The following is a 600-nucleotide window of genomic DNA, read 5'->3' on the forward strand; positions in this document are numbered from 1 at the left end:
AGCCATTCGTCTGGACCAAATCAGCCGACGCCATCCTCGCCAACGTCAAACGCTTCTGCCAAAAAACTTCTAACTCAGATCACTAGGTGTTTGATCCCGCGGAGTGGTGGTACGGTTGACCACCATGCGGCCAGGGATGCGCTATGGGCCAAATTCTTCACGGCAGCGCCCGCACGACGGAGCGGCTGTGTTGAAGGTCAAGCCGTGAGGGGCCGCCAGGGCGTGCGGTCGCGGACGATGGCGTTGAGCGTCACCAGGAGCTTTCGCATCACTGCCACGAGGGCGACCTTCCTCGGCCGGCCACGCTCAGTGAGCCGCTCGTAGAAGGGCCGGAACGGAGAGCCTCGCCGGATTGCAGTCAGCCCAGCCATGTACAGTACGCCTCGCACAGATGTTTGCCCACCCGCGATGGATCGCCGGCCCCGCATCAGGCCAGAGTCGCGGTTGATCGGGGCGATGCCGACGAGAGCCGCGAGCTGGTGGCGGCCGATAGTGCCGAGCTCAGGCAACTGCGCCAGAAGCATGCGTGCGGTCACGTCACCGATCCCGGGCACGGACTTGAGCAGCGCCTCGGTCTCGCACCAGACCGGACAGGCCTTG

At 64.5% G+C, this 600-nt stretch carries 1 protein-coding gene; it reads right to left on the reverse strand.

What is annotated here, in order from left to right; all coding sequences use genetic code 11:
* Positions 1–197 precede the first annotated feature (197 nt).
* The coding region (locus AC0IY0_RS28750) for a transposase (protein ID WP_471766479.1) at positions 198–600 on the reverse strand (403 nt) is incomplete at its 5' end.

The sequence above is a fragment of the Methylobacterium sp. AC315 genome (genome assembly GCF_979253755.1).